Annotated in this window: 1 protein-coding gene; it reads right to left on the reverse strand. The window is 52.0% G+C overall.

Annotated elements, in window-relative coordinates; genetic code table 11:
* Window positions 1-202, reverse strand: a 202-nt coding sequence (locus KPY62_RS13620; RefSeq protein ID WP_216583481.1) for a hypothetical protein, incomplete at both ends; no start/stop codon positions are given.

Here is a 202-nt window from a genome sequence, read left to right on the forward strand (position 1 = left end):
CATTGGTTTGAATACCATCGGCAAGCTCTGCTGCATTCACGCCATCCAAAGCTTCTGGAATGGTAATCACAGGAGCCGTGTCAGTCACGCCATCACCAGTGGTGTCACCAGGAACAGTCGCATCAACTGCAAAGTCTACTGACTCACTTGGTGCTGTGCTGTTACCAGCGGCATCGGTGATTTGAGCGGTTACGCTGTAGTC

The organism is Psychrobacter sp. TAE2020 (genome assembly GCF_018919485.1).
GTDB lineage: Bacteria > Pseudomonadota > Gammaproteobacteria > Pseudomonadales > Moraxellaceae > Psychrobacter.